The following is a 23,137-nucleotide window of genomic DNA, read 5'->3' on the forward strand; positions in this document are numbered from 1 at the left end:
GTCCCTATGACTTCTCAAACATTCTCTGCTCTTCCCCTGATCGAACCTATCCAACGTGCTGTCGCTGAATCTGGCTACACGGTGCCGACTCCGATTCAACAACAAGCCATTCCTTATTTATTGGAAGGTCGCGACCTTTTGGGTTGCGCTCAAACAGGTACTGGCAAAACTGCAGCATTCGCTCTTCCAATTTTAAATCATCTGGCAAGCCAATGGCATCGAGCCGAACCGAAGCAAGCCCGCGTTCTGGTTTTGGCACCGACTCGTGAGCTTGCAATCCAAATTCATGAAAGTTTCCAAACTTACGGTAAGCATCTGAAAATCCGCACGGCTGTGATCTTTGGTGGTGTGGGACAAACTCCTCAAGTAGCCGCTTTGAAAGCAGGCGTGGATGTTTTGATTGCGACCCCGGGTCGCTTGCTTGATTTGATTCAACAAAAACATTTGCAACTGGGTCGCCTGGAAGTCTTCGTTCTGGACGAAGCGGACCGTATGTTGGATATGGGCTTCTTGCCTGATATCCGTAAAGTTTTAAACTATCTGCCGGCAAAACGTCAGAACTTGTTTTTCTCTGCGACGATGCCTAAAGAAATCCAGAAGCTTGCGGATTCATTGTTGGTGAATCCTGCCAAAGTTGAAGTGGCTCCGGTTTCTTCAACCGCAGAGATGATCGAACAATCCGTTATGTTCGTCGATAAGAGCAAAAAGAAAGATCTTCTCCGTCACCTGCTACAAGATAAATCCTTTGATAAAGTGATTGTCTTTACCCGTACCAAACACGGTGCAAACCGCGTGGCAGAAGGCTTGACGAAAAATCATATCGCTTCTGAAGCTATCCACGGGAATAAATCTCAAAACGCCCGCCAAAGAGCTTTGGAAAACTTGCGAGAAGGTAAGATCCGCGTTTTAGTTGCCACAGACATCGCTGCGCGCGGAATTGATATCGACGAAATTTCCCACGTTATTAACTATGAACTTCCGAATGAATCTGAAAGCTACGTACACAGAATTGGTCGTACAGCTCGTGCTGGCAGCCAAGGTGTCGCGATCGCTTTCTGTGACGCTGAAGAAAGAGCTTACCTAAAAGACATCGAACGTCTGATTGGTAAATCTATCCCAGTCATCACTGAACAGCCTTACCATTCTGAAGAAGTCGCTGGCAGCAAAATCCTTTCTAAAGGAAAAGCTAAAGCGATGATCGAGGCGATGGAGAATCTGAAACCGACACGCAATGGTTTAAAAAAGCGTCGTCGTTTGAATCCACGTAAAAAACCACCTACGTTTGAAGCTAAAGGCGGCAGCGGCGGCCATAAGCCTGGTGGTCACAAGCCTCATGCGCACAAAGGTGGCTCTCATCCTGCTAAAGGTGGAGGACATCACGGCGGAGGACATAAAAAATGAGCCTTCACGAAACTGAACAGGCCATTCCTAAGGCTGTTCTGGTCGGTCTTCAAATCGGCAGGACAACTGAACAGGAAGTCCAAAACTCCTTAATCGAACTTTCTCGCCTGGTGAACACACTGGGTTTTGAAGTTATCGGCAAATTACACCAACGTCGTACCTCTACAAAAAGTGCCAACGTTTTGGGTGACGGTAAGCTGATGGAACTTGCAAAATGGACTGGCGGTTCTGGTAAAGTAGCGCCCACGTTCATTAAGAAAAAACACAAAGCGGCTTTGAAATTCGAAAAAGAAGACGATGCAGACGATATGTTTGATTTTCCGGAAGAGACTTTCGAAGAACAAGGTCCGGAAGACTTTGTCGAAGAAGAAAATCCTCAAGACCAAGCTCAATGGGTGATCTTTGACTGTGATCTATCCCCGCTTCAGTTGCGCAATCTTGAAAGCGCGACAGGCGCGAAAGTCATGGACCGTACCGGTGTCATCATCGAAATTTTCAGTCGCCATGCGCGCACACGCGCGGCCCGCTTGCAGGTGGAAATTGCTCGTCTGACTTACGTAGCTCCTCGTGTTCGTGGCGTTTCTGCTGGCGATGACGATCGCATGGGTGGTGGCGGTAAAGGTGTCGGGGAATCCGCGATCGAACTAGATCGTCGTAAGATTCGCGACCGCATCAAAGAGTTGAAACAAGAATTGAGCTCCATTGGTCAAGAGCATCTGACTCGTCGTTCACAACGTTCACAGGAAGCTTGTGTCGCCCTGGTGGGTTATACAAATGCAGGCAAGTCTTCCTTGATGCGCGCAATGACTGGCAGCGAAGTTTACGTCGCTGATAAATTGTTTGCGACTTTGGATACGACAGTTCGTGCCGTTCAGCCTGAAACTCGTCCTAAAATTTTACTTTCGGACACAGTTGGATTTATCAAAAAGCTTCCGCATGATCTGGTGGCTTCATTTAAATCGACTTTGGATGAAGCTTTGAATGCATCATTGCTCCTATATATGGTTGATGCTTCAGATCCTTCTTTCCGTTCTCAATTGGAAGTGACGCGCACAACCTTGGCTGAGGTGGGTGCGGGAGAAATCCCAAGCTTACTTATTCTTAATAAGCGCGATTGTTTGACAGAAGAACAGACGTCTAGTTTGGCGGCCGAATTTCCTGAAGCCATTTTCTTGTCTACTCGCAATACTGAGGACGTTGAAAACCTGCGTCTGCGTTTGGTTAAATTCTTTGAAAACAGCATGCGCGAAGAAGAGATCTTTATTCCATATAAAGTTCAAGGGGTTATTGGCGATATTAGAGCACGTCTAAAGGTTCTTGGAGAATCTTATGATGAAAAAGGTGTTCGTCTAAAAGTCCGTGCAAACGCAGAAGACTTTGAAAAAATCGCGAAGAAGATTCGCGACGCACTCATAGACATCGATTAAGCTTTAGTTTCATTAGAAATTTTTAACTCCTATCCTTCCCTTAAAAACCTTAAAGTAGCATCGATGAAAACACTATCGGTGCCACTTTCAGTTTTACTCTCTTCTCTGAGCCTGTTCCAGACTTCTCCGGGACATGCGCAAGAGATTGTCCCTTTCACTCCTAAAGATGAAAGAAAACTTTTAGGACCTCGTTATGAGGGCCGCCTTGTTCCTCTCGCGCCGATGAACCACAAATCTGAGGCGGGTTTAGAGGCTGAACCTTTGGTCTTCATCCATGGCAGCCAGGGTTCCATAAAAAATTTCACGCAATTGCTTTTAAACACGCCTAAATTCACAGATTATCAGCTGTACTATTTTGCGTACGATGATTTGCATCGTTCTTTAAAAAGATCTGCCGGGGATTTGGCTTTAAGTCTTTTGAAGTTAAAAGTTCAGCGCATCACTATCATTGCTCACAGCATGGGTGGCCTCATTGCACGGGAAACTTTAAATACTCTTTCTCGTGCAGGTCACACGGAACACTTGCCCGAGATTCGCGTGATCAGCGTGGATTCTCCATGGCAGGGGGGCTCCTCTATCAACTGCAAACACAAAGGTGCAAATCTGGATGACATGGTGGAGTATTTCATGCCTGCTGCTTTGACGGATATGCGCTCTTGTTCTGACTTTTTTCAAAATCTTTATAACGTCTCTTGGCCGGATCAGTTCAGCATGGAGCTGTACTTTGCCCAGCATGGAACACAGGCCCTGGATCACACCGAGGCCCCAATCAACCGCCTGCCAGCGAAAATTGCCAGTTTATTCAACGACAACACACCAATGAAGGGCTCTTTGTACGAGATGAATTTCTGGAATGCACTTTCCACCTCGTCGCAGTATCCGGGTTTCGTGAATGAGCTTTCAGCTTTGCACGAACATCAAAAAATTACTGCGGCTGATGTGTCTCGTCTTTTAGAAAAGCACTATCCCCGTTTCCCCGGGGATCATGCTTCAGTGTTGAAAACCCATCCTCAAGCGGAACTGGATTTGCCGAAATATCTTCAGACTATTCTTTAGTGCATCATCGGGCGTGGTGGCACCGAGCCCGGAGTATTCGTGACCTTGTGAAAGCGCGGATACAATCCAAATAAAATCCATGACACCAAACTAAAGATCGCAGCCAGGAAGTATGCCGAACCTGGAAAGTGGACTGCTGCTTGATCCCCAGTGAAACGTGCGAAAACATCGGTATAAATCAATGGTCCGATGATCGAAGTCAGGCTGGCAATGGAGATCAAAGTACCTTGAAGCTCCCCTTGTTCTTGCGGCGGAGTATCTTTAGAGATCAAAGACATTGAGGCCGGGCCCGTGATGCCATTCAAGCAAGTCAACGCCAGGACCGCATATAACATCCAGCCTTGTGTCGAAAAGGCATAACCTGCGTACGCCAAAACGCCGAAAACGATTCCAATATTGAGAGCTTTCATCTCTCCCCACTTCGGAACGATTAAGCGCGTAAGGTACCCTTGAACAAAAGCAACCGTGATTCCCACGAAAGAGAGGGAAAGGCCGACCTCGAACGTCGACCAATTAAATTTGTACTGTGTGTACAACGTCCAAATACTTGGATGCGATTGCCCCGCAAGATACAGCAGGAAATAGATCCACACTAAAATTCTCATGCCGGGTTTAAAAAGAACCCGGGCCAAAGATCGAAAGGGATTTAATCTACTCAAAGACATTTTGCGACGATGGGCTTCATCCAAAGATTCCGGAAGGATGAAATATCCAAACGCGAAATTTAAAAGATTGAAAACGGCGGCCGCGATGAAGGGTGCTTGGTGACCATAATGCCCCAATAAACCGCCCAGACCAGGACCCACGATGAAGCCTAAACCAAATGCGGCTCCAATCATTCCGAAGTTTGCCGAACGATTTGAGTCGTCAGAAATATCGGCCATATACGAGCTCGCCACCGTCATGCTCGCCCCGGTCAGCCCGGAGATGATCCGTCCAGCAAACAAAATTCCTAGGGTGGGTGCAAAGGCCATTAAGAGATAATCGAGTCCTGCGCCCAGGAGCGAGACCAACAGGACAGGTCTGCGACCAAAACGGTCAGAAAGTGAGCCCAATATCGGAGACGCCAGGAACTGCATCAGCGCATACACAGAAATAAAGTAACCATAGTAATGATTTACGAAAGAGGGATCGTGTCCAAATCTGCGAATCACATCTGGAAAAACTGGAATTAAAACTCCAATACCTAATGCATCCAGAAAGATTGTAGCAAAAATAAAACGTACACTGGCTGATGATGTCTTTTTCATAAATTCTCACTCTAGTATTTGAGTAATTATTCTTTTATTACTTGGCTTTCACAAGTGGGAAATGCATGGTGCTTGTGATAGAATATTTTTATCGGAGGTCCTATTTATCACGGAGAACGCTTTAACAGTATCAGCCACTTGATTGGCGCCGTGATGGCTGTCGCAGGAACTTCTGTGCTAGTGACGCTCGCAAGTGTTCAAGGGGATCTTTTAAAAATCGTCAGCACCAGCGTTTATGGTGGCATGTTGGTTTTGCTTTACACGATCTCCACTCTTTATCATTCCTTCCAGGGCCGAACGAAAAAGATTCTGCAAAAATTGGATCACATGGCGATCTATTTATTGATCGCCGGGACTTACACACCATTTACTTTGATCACTCTGCATGGTCCTTGGGGTTGGTGGCTGTTTGGAATCAATTGGTCGTTAGCGGTTATTGGAATAATTTTGGAACTGACTCTGGCACATCGCACGCGCATTCCTTCGATGATCATTTATGTCGTCATGGGATGGTTAATTGTTGTTGCGATGAAACCACTGACCCAGAATTTAGATCCGCGCGGAATGGTTTTGTTAACTACCGGTGGAATTTTGTATACCGGTGGAATCGCATTCTTTTTATTCGATGAAAAAGTGAAGCACTTCCATGGCATCTGGCATCTGTTCGTCATGGCGGGCAGCATCAGTCAGTACTTCTGCATTCTTTATTATCTGATTTAGTGTCTTTTTGACTCTGAAAATTATGGCATCACATTTGAAATAGCCTCTCTCCGGGGCCGAAATGCATCGGCCAACAAACCACTTCCGGAGGGGAAAATGAAATCACTATTAGGATTCTTCTTTGTTACTTTGATGGCGACAACTTCTCTTGCAGGTCACTTTGACGATATGTTTGGATCGGGTCGCGATCGTGGTGGCCGCGGCGGCTGGGGTGGTCCGAATGTTACCTGCAGCGCCACTGATAAAGGTTGGGAAGAACATTGGGGTGGACACTCCGACTGTCACTCCTGCTTGAAAAAACATGGCAGCTGTACAGAAACTTGCTCTGCAAATTACTATGCAACTAAAGCCGAAGGTGTCGACTATCGTGGTTATAAAATGATAATTGAATCCCGGGGGGACACTCGTTATGAAGCTGAACGCGAAGCTTTAAGATCCTGCAACCGTCGCTATAGCGAATGCAAGATTGTTTCAAGTACCTCTCAAAGTGAAACTGTTTCTCGTCGTTCTTGCCGCTAGCCAGAACGAAGGCCAGTCGTAATTGCAAAATCCTTGTGTTATCCTAATAAGGACACAAGGATTTTATTTTGCATAAAGAACTCTCGCAACTCTTCATCAATATCAATCCCCTGGATTTATCGCTAAGTTTGAAAAACTATGCGTGCGTTTCGCTTATTCTGCGCGGGCCCCCTGATGATCTGCAAATCGGCTATATTCAGCGAGCCATTCACCCTTTGGATCGTTGGTCAGGACAAATTGCTTTCCCTGGAGGCAAAAGGGAAGAATGGGACACTTCTGCTTTGGCAACGGCTCTTCGTGAGACACAAGAAGAAGTGGGAATTGTTTTAACTCCTGAAGAAATGATTGGACGCTTGGATGATATTCAGGCCCGTAAAGCCGGTGCCCTGCTGGAATTCTTTATTCGCCCCTTTGTGTTCTATACTGAGAGGGATTTTGAAGTGCGCCTGGATCATAACGAGGTGGCTGATTTTTTCTGGGTGCCCCTAAAAGATCTGGTAAATCCCGAGCGCAACATCTCGTATGAGCTGATGCGCGAACAGCTGCGAATGGAATTACCGGCAATTTCTTTGAACCGCGAAATTCCACTGTGGGGATTGTCTTATATGATCACACAGGATCTTCTGAATAGACTAAAAGCTCGCATCTCATTTTGAGAATCGTCGGAAAATTTTAAAAAACTGCGAAATTGCCCTCAACTCTCCAAAGGTCCAGCCGATAGGTATGATATCAGCCCACTACGAGTGGGGAGCGAAAGGAGCCTTGAATGGCTAGAACGCATGTAGTACGTCACGAACACATCTTATCAACGGAGATTCGTGAATTGACTGCACACCAGGAGACCGGGCCACCCTAGCTAGCATCCTCCCAGCCTAGTAAAAATTGGGAAGATAAATTAAAAAAACCAGAACGCGTTCGTTCTGGTTTTTTGTTTTTTTGAAATAGTCATTTGGGCTCGAAGTGACTCCGACCAAGTCGGAGAGCCGTCAACCTACAGGATCGAGAATGTCGTCGCGAAATTCAAAGTCGTATTATCGTCAGAGATGTCTTTAGGGAAGAAGCTTACGTAAGGCGCGAAATACACGTCACGAGTCACTGCATAACCAAAACCCAAACGAGATGTCAGAGTTCTGTTCCACAAAGTGGCATAGTCTTCAGTGCCACGTGGGTTATTAAAGTTCAATGCTACTGAACTGTTCATGCTGAATTTATCAGTGAAATTGTATTTAACCTGAGGATACAAACCCAAAGAATAACGGCCCGTTTTAAGTTCTTTTTTGTTAGAGAAATCTGGACCGCGATCGAATAGGTAGTAATTTACAGAACCGTCGATACCCGCAGCAAAACCAGTTGCACCAAAGTTGTAAATCACAGAGGCATCATAACCAATACCTGCGTACTCACCGATATCACGGTAAGCTTGGTTCGTTACGTATGTAGCGCTCACGCCGTTACGCATTTGAATATCGCCCACACGTGCGGTGCGATCGTAACTGACATAAGGATTCTTAGTTTCATAGCGACGAGTATCGCTGTGAAATGGAGTCAACATGTTCACGCCAGTTCCCAGAGACAAAGCACTCTTAGAATCGAAACGGTAACGAGTCCCGATAGAGCCACCAAAAGAAGTATCGCAAGCACAGATACCACCGTCAGGATTTGGTTGGTAACGGCTGCCCGGCTCGCCCACTGGAGGACCGGAGAAGCTTAAGCTGAATTTCAAAGAATATTTAGACAAGGAACCAGAATCTGCTTTCATGCGAGCATCTGTGATGTCTTTGTCTTCTTCGAATTTTTTATTGATGACGTTTCCTTGCTTCAAAACTGAAGTTTGACCTGCTGGCGCAGTTTCAGTTGTGGAAGAAGTCGGAAGAGACAATTTGGAAGTTTGTCCAAAGGCATTGATCGACAGTCCTAAAAGGGCCGAGGCCAAAAGTGCTTTGCGCATGAAATCTCCTGTGATTTTGAAGCTTTTAGCGGTTCCAGACACAAAAAGATAGTTGGGTTTTTGTTAGGAGAAAATTTATGGAAAAAGTACCTGCTTTTTAGCGGAAGCCATTGCCCTGAATCGGGCATTCCTGATCTCCTTATAGGACAAACAAAAGAGGCATCAATGAAAACCTCGCGACGAGGTTTCTTACAATTATCGGCCAGTTCGATTATAGGCTATTCTGCGCTCAATTCCCCCATTTTGGGAGGGGTCGCAGAGGCGGCCACCGGATTTTCCGGGCAAATCCCTATCTGTCAGCACATGACGAATGCCTATTCGACGCAAATCTCAGTGTTGACCGAGTATGGCAACCCTTATGGATACAAAGTATTCGATTCCCTGGGACGAAATGTGACCTTTCAAATACAGGCTCGGGAAGTGCGAGCGGGTTATCATCAAGGGATTGATCGAATTTCCATCACGGGACTGGAGCCTCAACTCACCTATTACCTGCAAGTGGTCGATCCAGATCGCGGCACGGTTTTGGATGAGCGTGTATTTAAAAGTTTAAAACTTTCCGCAAAAAACAAAGCGCGTTTCGCCTTGGTCAGTTGTGCTTGTGACTTTTATAAAACTCATGCACGCGTGATGTGGGATCATTTGTTTGCACAAAAACCGGATATGATTTTTTTAATTGGTGATGCCGTTTATGCAGATTTTGGCTGCCCCACTACTGAGGCTGATATCTGGAGAAGATATTGCGAAACGCGCTTTCGCCTGCGCCACTTTCGCCAACCCTGCTTAATTCCCACCCTCGCCGTGTGGGACGATCATGATTACGGTCGTGACAATGTCTGCAAATCTTTCGGCTTAAAAACAACCACCAAAAAAATGTTCCATCTTTTTTTCGGAAGTCGCGATACCGATGGTTTTAAAAATACCATGGGTGTGGGTTCGCAGTTGAATGCTTTTGGACAGCGGTTTTATTTCATGGATGATCGTTATTTCCGCGATGAAGCACAATGTGGCGGAATGATGTGGGGCAAAGAACAACAGGAACAATTGATCGACAGTATCTGCCAGAATTCCAAACCAGCCTGGATCTTTAATGGCAGTCAATTTTTTGGAAACTATTTTAAACAGGAATCTTTTTTGAAAGATTTCGGCAAAAACTTTACCGACGTTCTAACCAAACTTCGCAAATGCACAGCTCCGGTCGTTTTTGGCTCGGGCGATGTGCACTTTAGCGAAATCATGAGTGTGGACCCCAAATACCTGGGTTATCGCACCTATGAATACACATCGAGTGGCATTCACAGCATGAATTTTCCGGTGAAATGGCTTTATAAAAATCCACGCCGAGAGGTTTTCACCTGGCACCACAATTTTTTGATCATCGAAAGTGCTCCGGTTAAAAATGGAATGCACATCAAAGCCAAATCCATCAATGCACGAAATAAAATTGAATTTTCACACGAAGTTACAGTGAAGCGTTCTTAATTTTGCGTAAGTGAAAAAGTACGTCGGGAATAAGATCAATCACATCTGACGCCATCATGGAGAGAGGATCTTTACGACGAGCCACCCATAGGTTTGCGGTAGCACCGTGAATATAAGCGGCTAACAATGCCGCCTCGGGAGCATTCAGGTTTTGTGCTCTTAACGCCGTCATAATTCCCGCCAGCACATCGCCTGTCCCTGATTTTGCCAGAGCAGAATTACCTGTCGCGATGGTTGCAATTTCATTCGCCGTCGCCACTAAAGTTCGATGACCTTTCAGCAACACCACACAGCCCAATTTAGTTTGTGCTTCGCGAACAGCGCTCAGGCGGTCTTTGTTGATCTCTACAGAGGACTTGCCAATTAATCGCGAAAGCTCCCCCGTGTGAGGAGTTACGATCCAGGATGGCGGTAAAGGGAAAATCTTTTCTTCTGCACAAACAGTCAAAGCATCAGCATCCAAAATGACATGGGTTTCTTGCGCCTTAATCAGCTCACGGATCACTTTTGCAGTGAATGAATTCACGCCAAATCCGGGACCCACCAAAATGGCTTGATGTTCGATGTCCTGCCACGATTCCCGAGATAGATCTTTTAGTAAAAAATCTGGATGATCCCAGGCGGAAACAGCCAGATCGGGCTGCGCTAAAATAACGTAACCACTCCCCATTCTTAAAGCTGCCTTGGACGCCAAAACACCTGCGCCGGGATATTCGCGACTGCCTGCTAAGATCAGGCTTTTCCCTCGACTGCTTTTATTATCCTTTTCCGAAATCGTCGGTAAAAGATTCGCAGCCCCTGGTTTTCGCAAAATTCTGACGGAACTTGTGGAGATTTTCATGAAAACCAGTGTATAACCTCCCTACCATGATCGTAAAGACTGAAGCAGAATTAGAAGGACTTAAAAAAATTGGCAAGGTCGTTGCCAATTGTCTTCAATATATGTCCAGACAAGTTGAACCCGGTATGACCACAAAAGAGTTGGACGAACTGGGTGGAGCTTATTTGGCAAAGCACGGTGCTCGCTCGGGTCCTATTCTGGTTTACGATTTCCCGGGACATACTTGCATCAGTCTGAATCATGAAGCCGCTCACGGCGTGCCCTCCTACAAAAAAATCATCAGAGCCGGCGATTTGATCAACATCGACGTTTCCGCTGAACTGAATGGTTTTTTCGCGGATAATGGTGGTTCCTTCACTGTGCCTCCGGGCCGTCCTGAAGATTTACGTCTGTTGGAAGCCACTAAGAAGGCATTGGAAAACGCCATTGCTGGCGTTAAAGCGGGAATCAAATTAAATATCATCGGCCAACGTGTTGAACAGATCGCTGATGAATATGGTTATACCATCATTGAAAACCTGGGCAGCCATGGCGTGGGAAAATCCCTTCATGAAGCCCCGGAATTTATCCCGGGTTATTTCGACAGTAAAGATGACCGTCGCCTGAAAGAAGGCCACGTAATCACGATTGAGCCATTCCTTTCAACGGGGGCTCACTATGTTGATGAGGTTAAGGGCGATAAATGGACTTTAGTGACCTCCTCCCCTGAACATCGTACGGCTCAATTCGAGCACACGATGGTAGTTCTAAAGGATCGTGCGCTGATCCTGACGATTCCTGACCCTGTTTAATCACAAGCTTTAACCCATTGTCTTGCGGACATTGTCTTTACACCTTTAGCCTGAATTTTCTGACCAGGAGGGGAAAGATGAAACGCGGGGTATTGTTTGCTGTACTGATCACCTTTCAAGTTTTATGGATTTGGACTCTGTCTACGGTGGATGCTGCGGGCCCCATGCGGGTCAACCTGCCAAATGCGGTTCTGATCTCTTCCCTTTTGCTCTGCGCCTGGGTGGGCTACCAAGCCTACAGTTGGACTCGAGGAGCGATTCAGGAAAAATCTGATAGCACACCGCCAAAACGCTATAAACTTTAAATAAAAGGTGAAAGCCTGTGTGGCGAATTAATAGCCACGGGAGGCTTCATGAAATTATTTATCGCTCTTCTTGCAACATTGGTGGCGTTCTCTGCAAATGCAGCAGATCGCAAATTGGGTAACGTGATCTTGGTTGAACGCGAAATCCCAACTCCTTACGATCTTTGTGTCAAAAACATGATCGACAAAACAGACAAGCAACAATCTATGTTCTATTGCGTGATCAAGTACACTAAAGCGGCTGTAGAAATGCCTCTAGGTAAAAACGCCCCGATCAACTACAAAGACGACACTTGCATGGTTCGCGCTGAAGTAGGTAACGGCAATATGATGATCGGCTTCGGTACAAACAAAGAAGCTATCGATTTCGAAACAGCACGCGCTTGCCTGCAAAAAGGTCTTACAGCGCACGGTCGTTTGACTGTGAACGTAATGACGGTTGAATAGTTTTTGGTTTTATAAATCAGAAAATAAAAAAGGGAAGCTTTTCGCTTCCCTTTTTTTTAGTTACCGATGGTTTCGTCGAGCAAAAAATTATCCGTCGACATTGGTTTCCAGCCATCATCCAGGGCACTTTGATATTTAGACCCTGTGTAGTCACCGCTTGTATTATCAATCGATCCATAGAAGTTTGAATCAACCGCTCCACACGGTGCTGAAACCGCGGGAGAAGCACTCGAAACCTTACGGTACATCAAAGTCACCGCAATGTGATAGCGAGGCCCTTGGAAGTATTCAATCTTCGCAGGCATTCTGGATTTGGAATCCATATAAATCGCTGACGTCGAACACTTCATCGTTGCACTGTGAGCGTTGTCATTATCAATAATCGTCGCATAAGCTCCACCAGCTGCCGGAGCCACATACAATTTAGAACCGTCATCCGAAATCAACGCGAATTGATAATAACCCGCTGAATCCGAAGCACCCAGTTTCAAAATAGTACCCAGGCGCAACGCGAACCATTCCACCAGATTCGCACCACCATCTGCAGCTTTCTTTTTAACCAGCTCGCCATCAGTTGTCGGGAAACCGTTAGAGAATGTGCGAACAGGAACGAAAATTTTAGACATATATAGGATTACGCCAGCATCAACACCTTCGCTGAAGTATTTAGCCAATGACGTCCAACCCGAAGTCGTCCCCGGGAAATAGAAGATATTACCTTTCCAACCCTGACGACAAGAGATGCCACTTGCAGAGAACGGATCACACACGATTTTCTTAGCTGTGAAATTCACTACTTTCGAAGCCGAGTTACCCGCTTTGTCTTTTGCAGTGACGGTCATCACGTGATCGCCCGTAACCAGGTTACTGAAAGTGATCTTAGTCAAAGACTGACAGTTTGCCACGGATTCAGAAGTAGATCCGAAAGTACGAACGCAGCTGGCAGTATCAATTCCCGAAATGGAATCCACGATCGAGAACGGAGAGAACACAGCTGTTTTTTGATCTTCAGACATCGTCGGCGCGCCGATAGTAATTACTGGCGCTGAAACGTCGACCAGGAATTTATAAACTGGAGCGACCTTGATCGCGCCAGCAGCTGTATAGGCAGCTACTCGAGCGTAATAAGATTCGCCGTCTTTTAAAGTACAAGAGTTCAATGCCACGGAAGTCGCGGAAACTTGAACCTCAGGACATACCACCATAGATGCTGCAGCATCGGCCACAATAGAAACACGGTAATAAGAAGCACCCGCAGAAGGCGTCCAGTGAACCGTCGGCTGCAAGATGCTACCTAGATAAGTATCTTTGATCGTGTCGTTACCACCTGTGATACCGATGATCGAGAAATCATTAGTTGAGCTTCCTTGGCTTTTCCACGTGTAGCTAAGGGGAACTGATACGTTACCCACTTTATCAACGGCTTGAACCGAGAATGCGTGAGTCCCTTCCAACAGGTTTGAATAAACTGCCGGTGAAGTACAGGTCACAAAGCTGCCACCATCAATTGCACACTGAGTTTGTGCAAGACCTGCACCGCTATCAGACGCTGTAAAGTTAAAGACAGCCTGGCTGGAAGCGGAGACGGCATCTGGTTTATTAGTAATCGCCACCACTGGAGGAGTTGTATCTAACAACCAGCCATATTCCACTGTCGCAGAGCGATTGCCAGCACGGTCGATCGCGCGAACTTGGAAGCGATTTTGACCTTCAGTCGTTTTGCTATAGTTTTTGATATCACTGCAGCTTGAGAACTCTTTTTCGCCCACAAGTAAACATTCGAATCTGTCGAGTCCGCTTAAGTCATCGTTAATACGCATACCAAATGTTACGGCGGTCGTGTTCACCATGGACGCCGGCTTTTGAGTCAAAACAACAGACGGGGCCATATCGTCATGAACGATAGAAGCCGACACGCAATCAGAATAGAAATCTGTCAGCTTGGTCGCTTTTTTAAATTTCGCATAGACATGGTTTAAGGCATTCTGGCTTTGCAAAGCCCAGATTTTTGATGTCTTCATCGGCTCCCAAGAACCGCCTGAAGTACAAGACGAATCATTTGTAAGATAAACATCTGTGGCGTTCTCTGAGGCGATATTCACCGTCACAGCACTATCGGTTGTGAACTGAGCACCACCATTTAATAGAATGGAATTTGCGCCCATACCGGCGCCCTGGCTGGCCATCTCTTCTTGAGACAATCCGAAATTAACATTTTCAGCACAATTCTGGTAGCCCACGCTAAGAACGGCAAATAGAGCCGTGGTCGACAAGAGTCGTTTAGTTCGGTTGTTCATCAATCCCCCCGGATAGTGTTTCCTTTATTCGGATTTTCACCGGGGTTTCTTGATTTTATTGACGAATTAGTGACCTCGAAAAGTTCCATGTGGTTACATGAGATCACTATTGATACACATCTTTTGTTAACTCACGCATGATCGATTAGTGAGCGTCCACAACTTTGACAGTCTTGTTTTTGAACCTCAACAGGTATAGAGGGATAAATGCAAGCACTACCACCATCATCATAATGAACATGATTTCTTGGAAGGTCAGCATGAACACCTGAGATTGCACTCGCCCATACAAGGAGCGAATGGCAAGTTCCGCTTGAGTGGCCATACCCATCGAATGACTCATGTGTGTGCCAGACTTGGCAGCATTGTAAGCCGACCAGGTATTGTAATCTAATAGCGACACATGCGGAGCCATGTCAGCGTAATGCTGTTTTCCCACCTTGGTCATCATCGTACCGATGAAAGCGATACCCATACTGCCCCCGATTTGACGGAAGAGATTTAAGATCCCAGACACTTCTCCCATCGTGATCCCATTAAACTGAGACAAGATCGAAGAGTTAATCGGGACGAAGAGGAACGCCATCGCAAGACCACGAACATAGAGTCCCAACAACACGTCGCTTTTCGATGAAAGCGGTGAAAGTTTGGTAAACATAAAGATCGAAGTCATGACTCCCAAGAACCCGACGGCGATCAGATATTTCGGATTGATCCCTTTACCCAGCATTTTACCAATGAAGGGCATCATCAAGGCCGTCAGGATTGAACCCGGAATAAAGAGCATTCCCGTCTGAGTGGCATCATAGTGGAAAGTCTGTCCCACGAACACGGGCAGGATAAAGACCAATCCATAAAGGAAGAATCCTAAAATTCCCTGCAAGGCGGCACCATTGGCGACGATTCCGTTTAAAAACAGGCGCACATTCATAATTGGCGATTTCACTCGAGTTTCCCACCATACAAACAGTGGCAAAGACACCGCCGTCATAATGCCGCAGAAAATAATAAGCTTGGAATCAAACCAGTCGTTCGATTCTCCGCGCTCAAGCATGTACTGCAGACTGCCGATTCCCAGAACCAACAGCACCAAACCCCAAACGTCGAAAGGCTTTTTGCCTTCGTTGCCCGTGGCAAACGGTGGATTTTCAATCGCCATCAAACCAATTGCGATCGCAATCAGACCCAGTGGCAAATTCACGTTAAAGATCGATCTCCAACCAAAAGTATCTGTCAGCCATCCACCCAATGTCGGTCCTAAAGTAGGACCAATCATCACAGACATACCAAAGATCGCCCCAGCAGTTCCGGCTTTCTCTTTCGGGAATTGCTCATAAATCAAAGTTTGCGAAGTTGGTAGCAATGCCCCACCTGCCAAACCTTGTAAGATACGGAAGAAAATCAAAGTATATAAATTTGGAGCAAATCCACAGGCTACGGAGGCAGCCGTGAACAGTCCAATACAGCTTAAGAAATACTTACGACGGCCCACGCGATTCCCCAGCCAGGCGGACACAGGAAGGATGATCGCATTCGCGATCGCGTAACCTGTGATAACCATACTGATGTCTTCTAACGTTGCACCCAGATTCCCCATCATCGTGGGTAAGGCCACATTGACAATGGAGCTATCGATAATTTCAAGCAGCGAGGCCATCACAGCGACGAGGATGACCAGTCTTGATTTGGTATTCATACAAACCTCTTAGGTCTGCTTCAATCGCATCGAAGCAGGCCCCTTTCGGTATTAACGAACCTTTACGGATACGTTGGCAGATAATCCTGCTTGAAGCTTTTCGATATCTTTCGGAGTTAGATCTTTAAGCATGATCTTAACCGGCACACGCTGAACAACTTTCGTGAAGTTACCAGTCGCATTATCGGGTGGAAGCAAAGAGAACACGGCACCAGTGCTTGGGCTTAAGCTATCCACTTCGCCGTGGAACTCCTGCCCTGGCAATGCATCGACTTCGACCTTCACGTATTTGCCTTTTTCGATATTCGTAATTTCTGTCTCTTTAAAGTTCGCGATCACCCAGCGAGAGCTGTCGGCAACGAAACCAAACAAGGGTTGCCCTGGAGGAATCACCATGCCCGGCTCAACTGATTTGCGCGCAATGCGACCATCTGATGGAGCTTTGATTTCTGTGTAACTCGCATTCAACTGCGCTGTTGATACTTGAGCTTGAATCGCCTGAACTTTTTTGCTGATCTCACGGAATGTCGCTTCAGCATTATCATATTGAGCCCGAGACACCACGTTTTGACGAAGAAGATCGGCCATACGTTTATAGTTCGCTTCCGCGTCGTGAAGTTTTGCCTTCACTCCATCAAGGTCTGCCTCTGCTTGCTTTACGTTATTCTTATAGTCCTGTGAATCGATACGAGCCAGAACCTGGCCTTCTTTCACCGGATCGTTATCTTGAACCAGCACTTCCACGACGATTCCAGGAACTTTCGAAGAGAGCATCAAGGTGTGAGCCTGAATCTGAGCATTGTCAGTAGAAACGTGGGACCACTCATAGTATCCAAAAACCGCACCTGCAACTACAAGCGCAGCTCCGGCACCGATCATAATTTGTTTCTTATTATTCTTAATGTTCGTCATAAAATTACAGTTCCTTCCCGAGGGACAATTCTAAACTAATCATTGCTTCTGCTGCACTTACCTGTGCATTTACGAGACCTGCGCGCGCTCTGAACAAATCGAGTTCCGCATCCAAAACTTCAGAACTCGTACGAGTTCCCGCCTTGAAAGACTCTGTTGCCAGACGAACGCTTTCCTGCGCTTTTTGTACGTCGACGGTTTTTGCTTTATACAAAGCTGCCGAGTACAGATAGCGACGTTTCCAGAAATCAAAATCATACGTATCTTTCAGTTTCGCCTGACGAACACTTTCGCGGGCTTGCACTTGACGAGCATCTGCTTGGGCCGCTTGCGCTGACGAAGCGAAACCATCGAAAACATTCCAAGTCATGTTCACACCGACAGAATAAGCATTGTTAAAATCCTGATCGGTTAAACCTTTACTGATATTGTTATAATAGTCTGCCTGCCCGAAGACCGAGAATTTCGGCACCCAGTGTTTGTAAGCTGCAAGCCAGGCTTTGTGTGCCGAGATCTCACGATCCGTCATCGCCTGATAATCCAGGCGCTCAATTTTCGCAGGCTTATTCAAGCTGGCGATTTTTTGCGCATCAGGAACTGGCAATAGACCTGTCAGCGATTGACCAGTGTCATCGACGCCCAAACTCATCAAAAGATTTTGGCGAGCCAGGATCGTGTTGTCTTCAGAATTTAATTTCTCAGATTGAGCCTCATTCAATTGAACTTCTACACGAAGAACGTCAAAGTTTGTACCTGCTCCACTTTTACGGAAAGCTTTGGCGCGATCCAAGTGGTCTTCCAAAGTTTTTACGTTTTGGTTCGCCACCTTCTCTAGCTCAACGGCTGCCAATGCCTTATAGAATTTCGCTTTGGTTTCTTCGTTGATTTGAAACTTTGCCCAGTCGGCTTCTTTTTCTGCGGCCGTTGCGCCGTAACTCATGGAGCTGTAGCGATCGTAATTCGCTAGTCCGTCAAACACCAACCACTCGGCACGTGCCGACCAGATTGTATATGGTTGAATCAATTCGATGGATGTTGGTCCACCACCGAAGTTCATTTGCTCCACCATGAATTTGTTGTCGAGCAAATGAGTTCCACCGACGGTCACACGAGGAAGAAATTGAGAGTATGCTTCAACTTTTTTCCAACTTGCCTCATCTTTAGCCGCTTCCGCGCGTTTAACTTGCGGAGAGTTGCCAGATGCGAGATTAAGAGAATCTGCTAGTGAAAGAGTTTCAGCGAGCCCTGCTGTGGGAGCGCATAAGAGAGCTGTTAGAGCGGCTGCCATTTTAATCTTTGTCATGTATCACCATTTTTGTTGATTTTTATTAGGCACCTAATTATATTAGTTAGGTAACTAACAATTGTCAATGGGCACCCAAAGGATGTCTCATTGAATATGAAAATTGCTCGATTGGAGGCCTGCATGGCTAAGCTTTTCATCCAAACCATTCCCTCTCAAGAAGAACTGCAACAGAATGCCAAAGAGTTGTGCCCGAATGCGGATATCGCTTCACTTTACTCTCACTTGCTTTTCAGAAAAGTGGCGACAGACCTAGAATCTAAATACGATAACTTCTTTGCCCGCTGGAATTTATCCCCAGGCCGCTACACTTTATTAGTTATTCTTCGTAAAGCACCTGCAGGTCTGATGCCTTCTGAGATTGCGCAGAAAGTAGGAGTAACTCAAGCAACGATCTCCGGTCTAATCAATAGTCTTGAGAAAGCACAGTTAGTGCAAAGAACCACTCATGAAAAAGACGGTCGTTCTTTCGTGATCAAGCTAACTGATAAAGGCGAAAGTGTCTTAAAAGAAATCGCGCCAGAATGGTATGGCGGCATCGGTGCTTTCTTTGGTCAGTTCAATGACGAAGAAAAGAAAGTATTAAACAGTCTATTAACTCGAATGACTCAAAACCTAGGCCTGCTCAATATGAAATAAGGAAAAGGTCGCGCCAGAGGCGAAGACACACTTTCTCCAAATAAAAAACCCACGCTTTTGACGTGGGTTTTTTATTTGGAGAAAGTGTGTCCGTACCTTTAGTATTCACCGTTCAGAGTACAGCTCATCAACTCATTCAAGTTAGAACCTGTCGAGTTTTGCAATGGACCGAAGTGGTTGTACGATTTGCCGGCAGCAAAGTGCGGGCTTACGCAACGGTCTGTTGGAAGTTTCAAGCTGCCATTGGATTGTAGATTCGATGGATGAGTATTAGCTGATTTGGATGTGTTTACTTGCACCGCAAACATGCCTGTCAATTTCGCAGCTCCACAGAAAGCATTAAAGCTTTGCATCGCACTACCCAACACACGGATCATTTCTGCTTGTGAAGCGGAAGTACTGATCGTGTTTTTCGGGTAAAGCTTATTCCACTCACGGATACACGCTTGCACGTTACCACTTGCTGTCGGAGTGAATTGGAAAAGACCAATATTAAGTCTTGAAGCGGCGTCTTGAGCTGGGTCTTCATAAAAAAGAACGCCTGCTGGACGACGGTAGCCCGATGGCGCGTACTTTGTCGCAACTTTGCCAGACGTTGAAGTATCTGCTGTCGTCAAAGATTCCGTATACGACATACACATCATAAGCTTCGTCCAAAGCTTCGTAGCTTTCACGAAAGACGTACGGTCGCCATTCAAAGCACCTCGGCGGTACTCATTCATCTTATTAGTAAAAGTATTCACCTTATTGATAACTGTGGAAGACGGAACTTTTCCGCTGTTCAAAGTCTTCGTCAAAGTAGATGAAGAAACCGTGCAAAGAGGATGAGAGATCAAACTCGTTTCAAGGTAAGAGCTTTCAGTGCTGCTCATACCATATGAAGAACCTACATACCCCAAGCCCGCTTTGGAGGGACTCATTTTAAGTTCGATTGCATAAGCGATGCGATCTGCAAAACGATAACGAGTATCCAGATTCATATCTGCATTGTCTGTTTTATACGCCATGGATTGATCTCGCTCTGGAATCAACTCGCGATATGTCTGATAGATACTATCCACCAATTTACCCACCGGACCCGCGACTTCGGTATAGACATCGAAGTCCTGCGGAACAATTGAACCTGTCGTTGCCGGAGGTTCAGGTGTAGTCGGAGTAGATGGCGTCGGACTAGGAGACGTGGACGGAGAATCATTCGATCCAGAGTCCACTGGTTTTTTGGCCATCGCAAATGCTGCGTTGCTAATAGTTAGTGTGATCAAAGCTGCCAACAAGATTTTAGTCGTATTTGTGTTTGTCATGCCTCCTAGATCGGATCTAGGTCCTAGGACTTAAGGTCTCCCCGACGAGACTAGACCTTACCTAGACCTCTACTGGACCAAGGGTTAGCCAGGACTCAAGCTCGTCTTTCAAAATCCGATAATAGATAAGTAACCAAAAAAGGGAGTATCAGAATGAGTCAATACGATGTACCCGGTCTTTACAATTTCCTAGCTCACACACCAGAGGCGGGACTCAGAAAAATGTTCGTGGATGGCAAAGCCTTCACAGAAACTCACTTCAATCTAATGATGAAAATCGTTCGTGCTGGCGACGAAGCTAAATTCGTTGAGCATTTTGAAAAGCAGGATTTCCCTAAAATCAAAATGGGCCCTGCAGATGTGAAAATTAAAGAGAAATTCTGGTCTGAGGCGATGACTGTTTGGAACAGTCGTGGACTTCTTACTCCAGCTGTGGCAACTAAGGCGGCATGATCGCTTATCTTGCTCCGACAAAATTTTTGCCCGAACTGCAGGCTGAACTTAAAAACATCACCGCAGTTCACGGCAACCTGGTTCTAACTGATGGGCCCATCCAGACTTCTGTGTGGGCCCAAAACATTTGGACCAATGCGGAAATCATTCCCTTTGAATCTATCTCCCAAGCAGTCAAGGCTTTGAAAAGCCGTGGCTTGTTGTGGGCTCTTTATTCCTTTGATAATCACCGACGCGCTCAACTGATTCAGGATCAATTGCCTAAACTTCGTCCGCGTGTCTTGAACTTCCTGGATCCTTTACCTAAAGATCCATTGGGTGCCTGGACCCTGATTGATAAAAACACCCTGCTGGTTTCAAGCCAAACCAACTCCCTTTTCCCGTTGGGAGAAGTGGCTTTTAATGAAGACAAAGAAACTCCACCGTCACGGGCTTATTTAAAACTGTGGGAGCTTTTTACGGTTTATGGAGTTCGCCCCTCCAAGGGTCAACGAGTCGTTGACTTTGGTAGTTGCCCGGGTGGTTGGACATGGGTACTTCAACAAATGGGCTGCGATGTTATCAGCATTGACCGTGCACCGCTGGATGAAAAAATCGCACGTTTGCCACGAATAGAATTTAAAAAAACCAATGCCTTCACTGTGAAGCCCTCTGATATTGGGGCCATCGATTGGTTCTTTTCAGACATCATCTGCTACCCGGCTAAATTGTTAGAACTAGTTTTAGAGTGGCAGCGTTCAGGACTTTGCCAAAACTTCGTTTGCACTATAAAATTTCAGGGTGGGACCGACTTTGAAACTCTTAAAAAGTTTCAAGAGTTGGAAAATGCACATGTCCTGCATCTTCATCACAACAAGCACGAGGTTACCGTTTGGATCAGGAAATCTTCAAAAAACTAAGTCGCGAAGATGAGCTGGTAAAACTGCTCATCGATCTGGCCGCCGCTCAGGGCGAAGTTCTTTGCAAAGGTAAAACGGAAAATCTAGTTAAGGTAAAAGCCGTGCACTGGCATTCGCAATCCAAACATTTGGAATGCCTTCTTGAACCCCAAGAAAATCTAAAAACTGGTGAAGAGTTTTTGGGCTACTTTTTTTTAGGTGGCGAGAAATACTATTTCGAAGGCACAGCCACTGTTTATGGTAATCGCTGTCAGATTCCTTTACCAAAAGAGATGTTTCACCTGCAGCGCCGTCAGAATTATCGCGTCCGCATTCCTGCAGGCTTCCAAGCCTTCTTTGATATCGTTCAGATCAACAATACCGCTGCAAAAATTCATGCAAAGCTGGGTGACCTCAGTGCTCAAGGATGCCGACTGATAGAAAAAGAAACAGTTGCGACATTTAAAATGGGAGACTCTCTGAAAGGCAAACTGCTGATTGCTAAGAATTCAGCGATTGAATTAACTGCAGTCGTCCGTCATGTGAAACTTGAAGGTGGGAATCAGGTGGTGGGTGTTGAATTTCAAGGGCTCACCCCAATTCAGGAAAACAACCTCTTTGCGCTCACCATGGAAATTCACAAAGAGGTCTTTAAACGCCAGTAGGACTATTCTTCAGTTCCCAGTGGAGTGGCTGGTTTGGCTTTAATCGTCTCGTATTCTTTCTCGAGATCCTTATCAAAATTCTTCTTTTTCTCTTTAGCTTGTTTCTTTAACTCTTCCTGGGCTTTTTTATTATCCTGGTAGCGCTGGGTATAATCACGGTGCAATTGATTAAACTCATCATTCTTAGAGCGGATATAGTCGTCGAAATCTTTTCTTTTGGTTTTAACGTCTTCCTCGAAAGCATCGCGCTTTTCTTTTTGTGCGGAGTAAAAGTCTTTTCTTTCGCCCTCAAGCTTTGAATAGAATTCGGTGCGCTCCGCTGACGAAACTTTAGATTTGCTAAACTTCTCTCTGCGCTCTTGCTGAGATTTTGTGAAGGCCTCTCGCTCTGTGGTCTGAGTTTTCGTAAAAGTCTCGCGGGTTTTATTCATGTCTTTGCTAAAAGCATCGCGCTTTTTGCTAAGAATAGAGGTGAACTTACCACGCACTTCCGAAGGCGTTTTGGAAAAGTCTGTCATCATTTGTGCCATGAAAGCCTTTTCATCATTTTCGGCGCGTTTTTCAGCTGGGATGTTTTCACGAAGCTTTTCCATCGCAGCACGATCGGCCTTTAATGAGTACTTGTCATCAACCAAGGGAGCAGATTTTTCTTCTGCGAAAGCAGGACCCGCAAAGTGCAAAAGCACTCCAAACAAGACCAACGTCCTTATAAAACCGGACAGCCCAAGCTTCTGCATGCATGTTAATCTCATAAAAGTCCCCCTCAGTGCGTTTTGTCTTTTTTTGAGAATAATTGGACTCGAAAG

At 45.9% G+C, this 23,137-nt stretch carries 23 protein-coding genes; 14 read left to right on the forward strand and 9 right to left on the reverse strand.

Annotated features, from left to right (window positions below; translation table 11 throughout):
• The first annotated feature begins 6 nt into the window (after window positions 1–6).
• The 3 genes from DOM22_RS16810 to DOM22_RS16820 all read left to right on the forward strand — a co-directional run bounded on the left by DOM22_RS16810 (window position 7) and on the right by DOM22_RS16820 (window position 3,884).
• On the forward strand, window positions 7–1,401 hold the full coding sequence (locus DOM22_RS16810) for a DEAD/DEAH box helicase (protein ID WP_142701479.1): 1,395 nt from the start codon (window positions 7–9) through the stop codon (window positions 1,399–1,401).
• The gene (hflX, locus tag DOM22_RS16815) at window positions 1,398–2,828 is read left to right on the forward strand and encodes a GTPase HflX (RefSeq protein WP_142701480.1); all 1,431 of its coding nucleotides are present in this window, start codon (window positions 1,398–1,400) and stop codon (window positions 2,826–2,828) included. The genes DOM22_RS16810 and hflX overlap by 4 nt, the downstream gene beginning before the upstream one ends.
• A 63-nt stretch (window positions 2,829–2,891) precedes the next feature.
• Entirely contained in the window at window positions 2,892–3,884 is a 993-nt protein-coding gene (locus tag DOM22_RS16820) for an alpha/beta fold hydrolase (protein ID WP_142701481.1), read from the forward strand.
• Here DOM22_RS16820 and DOM22_RS16825 read toward each other — a convergent pair.
• The gene (locus tag DOM22_RS16825; RefSeq protein ID WP_142701482.1) at window positions 3,881–5,134 is read right to left on the reverse strand and encodes a TCR/Tet family MFS transporter; all 1,254 of its coding nucleotides are present in this window, start codon (window positions 5,132–5,134) and stop codon (window positions 3,881–3,883) included. The genes DOM22_RS16820 and DOM22_RS16825 overlap by 4 nt on opposite strands.
• A 102-nt stretch (window positions 5,135–5,236) precedes the next feature.
• Between DOM22_RS16825 and DOM22_RS16830 the strand changes: the two genes are divergently transcribed.
• From DOM22_RS16830 to DOM22_RS16840, 3 genes are all read left to right on the forward strand, one after another.
• On the forward strand, window positions 5,237–5,854 hold the full coding sequence (locus DOM22_RS16830; protein WP_142701483.1) for a hemolysin III family protein: 618 nt from the start codon (window positions 5,237–5,239) through the stop codon (window positions 5,852–5,854).
• A gap of 96 nt (window positions 5,855–5,950) precedes the next feature.
• The gene (locus DOM22_RS16835) at window positions 5,951–6,373 is read left to right on the forward strand and encodes a hypothetical protein (RefSeq protein ID WP_246845717.1); all 423 of its coding nucleotides are present in this window, start codon (window positions 5,951–5,953) and stop codon (window positions 6,371–6,373) included.
• A gap of 68 nt (window positions 6,374–6,441) precedes the next feature.
• Window positions 6,442–7,029, forward strand: coding sequence for a CoA pyrophosphatase (locus DOM22_RS16840; protein WP_246845718.1), 588 nt, complete (start codon window positions 6,442–6,444; stop codon window positions 7,027–7,029).
• A gap of 335 nt (window positions 7,030–7,364) precedes the next feature.
• On the opposite strand, the gene DOM22_RS16845 is transcribed toward DOM22_RS16840, so the two are convergent.
• Entirely contained in the window at window positions 7,365–8,321 is a 957-nt protein-coding gene (locus DOM22_RS16845) for a hypothetical protein (RefSeq protein ID WP_142701485.1), read from the reverse strand.
• Between the two features lie 393 nt (window positions 8,322–8,714).
• On the opposite strand from DOM22_RS16845, the gene DOM22_RS16850 reads away from it, so the two are divergent.
• A complete protein-coding gene (locus DOM22_RS16850; protein WP_210415646.1) occupies window positions 8,715–9,803 on the forward strand; it encodes a phosphodiesterase in 1,089 nt (362 codons plus the stop codon).
• Here the strand turns inward: DOM22_RS16850 and DOM22_RS16855 are convergent.
• Window positions 9,784–10,644, reverse strand: coding sequence for an NAD(P)H-hydrate dehydratase (locus tag DOM22_RS16855; RefSeq protein WP_142701487.1), 861 nt, complete (start codon window positions 10,642–10,644; stop codon window positions 9,784–9,786). The genes DOM22_RS16850 and DOM22_RS16855 overlap by 20 nt on opposite strands.
• 26 nt (window positions 10,645–10,670) lie before the next feature.
• Here DOM22_RS16855 and map point away from each other — a divergent pair, with 26 nt between their 5' ends.
• The 3 genes from map (at window position 10,671) to DOM22_RS16870 (ending at window position 12,187) form a co-directional block, all read left to right on the forward strand.
• Entirely contained in the window at window positions 10,671–11,435 is a 765-nt protein-coding gene (gene map, locus DOM22_RS16860) for a type I methionyl aminopeptidase (protein WP_142701488.1), read from the forward strand.
• Window positions 11,436–11,512: 77 nt separating this feature from the next.
• Complete coding sequence (locus tag DOM22_RS16865) at window positions 11,513–11,740, forward strand: hypothetical protein (protein ID WP_142701489.1); 228 nt, start codon at window positions 11,513–11,515, stop codon at window positions 11,738–11,740.
• A 48-nt stretch (window positions 11,741–11,788) separates the two neighbouring features.
• The gene (locus DOM22_RS16870; protein ID WP_142701490.1) at window positions 11,789–12,187 is read left to right on the forward strand and encodes a hypothetical protein; all 399 of its coding nucleotides are present in this window, start codon (window positions 11,789–11,791) and stop codon (window positions 12,185–12,187) included.
• A 56-nt stretch (window positions 12,188–12,243) separates the two neighbouring features.
• Here DOM22_RS16870 and DOM22_RS16875 read toward each other — a convergent pair whose 3' ends face one another.
• The 4 genes from DOM22_RS16875 to DOM22_RS16890 all read right to left on the reverse strand — a co-directional run bounded on the left by DOM22_RS16875 (window position 12,244) and on the right by DOM22_RS16890 (window position 18,395).
• Window positions 12,244–14,484: an OmpL47-type beta-barrel domain-containing protein gene (locus DOM22_RS16875; RefSeq protein ID WP_142701491.1), complete on the reverse strand. Its 2,241-nt coding sequence runs from the start codon at window positions 14,482–14,484 to the stop codon at window positions 12,244–12,246.
• Between the two features lie 145 nt (window positions 14,485–14,629).
• Window positions 14,630–16,180, reverse strand: coding sequence for a DHA2 family efflux MFS transporter permease subunit (locus DOM22_RS16880; RefSeq protein WP_142701492.1), 1,551 nt, complete (start codon window positions 16,178–16,180; stop codon window positions 14,630–14,632).
• Window positions 16,181–16,231: 51 nt separating this feature from the next.
• A complete protein-coding gene (locus tag DOM22_RS16885) occupies window positions 16,232–17,092 on the reverse strand; it encodes an HlyD family secretion protein (protein WP_142701493.1) in 861 nt (286 codons plus the stop codon).
• A 4-nt stretch (window positions 17,093–17,096) separates the two neighbouring features.
• Entirely contained in the window at window positions 17,097–18,395 is a 1,299-nt protein-coding gene (locus DOM22_RS16890) for a TolC family protein (protein WP_142701494.1), read from the reverse strand.
• A 123-nt stretch (window positions 18,396–18,518) separates the two neighbouring features.
• On the opposite strand from DOM22_RS16890, the gene DOM22_RS16895 reads away from it, so the two are divergent.
• The gene (locus DOM22_RS16895; RefSeq protein ID WP_142701495.1) at window positions 18,519–19,034 is read left to right on the forward strand and encodes a MarR family winged helix-turn-helix transcriptional regulator; all 516 of its coding nucleotides are present in this window, start codon (window positions 18,519–18,521) and stop codon (window positions 19,032–19,034) included.
• Between the two features lie 98 nt (window positions 19,035–19,132).
• Here the strand turns inward: DOM22_RS16895 and DOM22_RS16900 are convergent, their stop codons facing one another.
• Window positions 19,133–20,335: a hypothetical protein gene (locus DOM22_RS16900; protein ID WP_142701496.1), complete on the reverse strand. Its 1,203-nt coding sequence runs from the start codon at window positions 20,333–20,335 to the stop codon at window positions 19,133–19,135.
• Window positions 20,336–20,488: 153 nt separating this feature from the next.
• On the opposite strand from DOM22_RS16900, the gene DOM22_RS16905 reads away from it, so the two are divergent.
• The 3 genes from DOM22_RS16905 to DOM22_RS16915 are packed head-to-tail and all read left to right on the forward strand — an operon-like array spanning window position 20,489 to window position 22,331.
• A complete protein-coding gene (locus DOM22_RS16905; protein WP_142701497.1) occupies window positions 20,489–20,788 on the forward strand; it encodes a hypothetical protein in 300 nt (99 codons plus the stop codon).
• A complete protein-coding gene (locus DOM22_RS16910) occupies window positions 20,785–21,687 on the forward strand; it encodes an SAM-dependent methyltransferase (RefSeq protein WP_142701498.1) in 903 nt (300 codons plus the stop codon). The genes DOM22_RS16905 and DOM22_RS16910 overlap by 4 nt, the downstream gene beginning before the upstream one ends.
• Window positions 21,660–22,331 carry a flagellar brake protein gene (locus tag DOM22_RS16915; protein ID WP_142701499.1) on the forward strand — a complete coding sequence of 224 codons (672 nt, stop codon included), beginning with the start codon at window positions 21,660–21,662 and terminating at the stop codon, window positions 22,329–22,331. The genes DOM22_RS16910 and DOM22_RS16915 overlap by 28 nt, the downstream gene beginning before the upstream one ends.
• 2 nt (window positions 22,332–22,333) lie before the next feature.
• On the opposite strand, the gene DOM22_RS16920 is transcribed toward DOM22_RS16915, so the two are convergent.
• Entirely contained in the window at window positions 22,334–23,083 is a 750-nt protein-coding gene (locus DOM22_RS16920; RefSeq protein WP_246845720.1) for a hypothetical protein, read from the reverse strand.
• Window positions 23,084–23,137 lie beyond the last annotated feature (54 nt).

It is taken from the genome of Bdellovibrio sp. ZAP7 (genome assembly GCF_006874645.1).
Classification (GTDB): Bacteria; Bdellovibrionota; Bdellovibrionia; order Bdellovibrionales; family Bdellovibrionaceae; genus Bdellovibrio.

Excerpts from the sequence above, each read along its gene's own strand:
- DOM22_RS16890 (WP_142701494.1), bottom strand. The coding sequence starts at position 18,395 with ATGACAAAGATTAAAATGGCAGCCGCTCTAACAGCTCTCTTATGCGCT.
- DOM22_RS16845 (WP_142701485.1), bottom strand. The coding sequence starts at position 8,321 with ATGCGCAAAGCACTTTTGGCCTCGGCCCTTTTAGGACTGTCGATCAAT.
- DOM22_RS16810 (WP_142701479.1), top strand. The coding sequence starts at position 7 with ATGACTTCTCAAACATTCTCTGCTCTTCCCCTGATCGAACCTATCCAA.
- DOM22_RS16870 (WP_142701490.1), top strand. The coding sequence starts at position 11,789 with ATGAAATTATTTATCGCTCTTCTTGCAACATTGGTGGCGTTCTCTGCA.
- DOM22_RS16910 (WP_142701498.1), top strand. The coding sequence starts at position 20,785 with ATGATCGCTTATCTTGCTCCGACAAAATTTTTGCCCGAACTGCAGGCT.
- DOM22_RS16835 (WP_246845717.1), top strand. The coding sequence starts at position 5,951 with ATGAAATCACTATTAGGATTCTTCTTTGTTACTTTGATGGCGACAACT.
- DOM22_RS16920 (WP_246845720.1), bottom strand. The coding sequence starts at position 23,083 with ATGAGATTAACATGCATGCAGAAGCTTGGGCTGTCCGGTTTTATAAGG.
- DOM22_RS16885 (WP_142701493.1), bottom strand. The coding sequence starts at position 17,092 with ATGACGAACATTAAGAATAATAAGAAACAAATTATGATCGGTGCCGGA.
- DOM22_RS16880 (WP_142701492.1), bottom strand. The coding sequence starts at position 16,180 with ATGAATACCAAATCAAGACTGGTCATCCTCGTCGCTGTGATGGCCTCG.
- DOM22_RS16820 (WP_142701481.1), top strand. The coding sequence starts at position 2,892 with ATGAAAACACTATCGGTGCCACTTTCAGTTTTACTCTCTTCTCTGAGC.
- hflX (WP_142701480.1), top strand. The coding sequence starts at position 1,398 with ATGAGCCTTCACGAAACTGAACAGGCCATTCCTAAGGCTGTTCTGGTC.
- DOM22_RS16855 (WP_142701487.1), bottom strand. The coding sequence starts at position 10,644 with ATGAAAATCTCCACAAGTTCCGTCAGAATTTTGCGAAAACCAGGGGCT.
- map (WP_142701488.1), top strand. The coding sequence starts at position 10,671 with ATGATCGTAAAGACTGAAGCAGAATTAGAAGGACTTAAAAAAATTGGC.
- DOM22_RS16900 (WP_142701496.1), bottom strand. The coding sequence starts at position 20,335 with ATGACAAACACAAATACGACTAAAATCTTGTTGGCAGCTTTGATCACA.
- DOM22_RS16895 (WP_142701495.1), top strand. The coding sequence starts at position 18,519 with ATGGCTAAGCTTTTCATCCAAACCATTCCCTCTCAAGAAGAACTGCAA.
- DOM22_RS16865 (WP_142701489.1), top strand. The coding sequence starts at position 11,513 with ATGAAACGCGGGGTATTGTTTGCTGTACTGATCACCTTTCAAGTTTTA.
- DOM22_RS16825 (WP_142701482.1), bottom strand. The coding sequence starts at position 5,134 with ATGAAAAAGACATCATCAGCCAGTGTACGTTTTATTTTTGCTACAATC.
- DOM22_RS16875 (WP_142701491.1), bottom strand. The coding sequence starts at position 14,484 with ATGAACAACCGAACTAAACGACTCTTGTCGACCACGGCTCTATTTGCC.
- DOM22_RS16905 (WP_142701497.1), top strand. The coding sequence starts at position 20,489 with ATGAGTCAATACGATGTACCCGGTCTTTACAATTTCCTAGCTCACACA.